1 protein-coding gene and 1 pseudogene are annotated in these 264 nt (G+C 37.9%); both read right to left on the bottom strand.

The genetic code is table 11. The features are described 5' to 3' along the window. Window positions 1-172: NYN domain-containing protein (locus SB658_RS24760; RefSeq protein ID WP_410603046.1), on the bottom strand; the 172-nt coding region annotated here is incomplete at its 3' end. Window positions 173-175: 3 nt separating this feature from the next. Next, window positions 176-264: pseudogene (locus SB658_RS24755) on the bottom strand (23S rRNA (guanosine(2251)-2'-O)-methyltransferase RlmB); the annotation flags it as partial.

The raw sequence follows: 264 nt of genomic DNA, 5'->3' as shown, positions 1-264 counted from the left end.
CTGTATAAGCATCAAAGACTATCATTACCTTTGTACCTGTGTCTCCTTGGTAATCCGCCATCTTATCAATCAGTGCATCTCTTGATGATTGCAAATCTACATCCCGTAGTTTCTTCAAGTCTCCCCAAGCTCCGATAATGTTGTAACCGTCAACGATTAAAATATCGTTCATTTTTTATTTACCAATTTCGTGACGCTTACGATATACCTCATACATTAACAAACTTGCGGCTACTGAAGCATTTAAGGATGTAACTTTACCGA

The sequence above is a fragment of the Bacillus sp. SIMBA_008 genome (assembly GCF_046535495.1).
GTDB lineage: Bacteria > Bacillota > Bacilli > Bacillales > Bacillaceae > Bacillus > Bacillus subtilis.
This window is presented reverse-complemented; position numbering and strand designations above follow the sequence as displayed.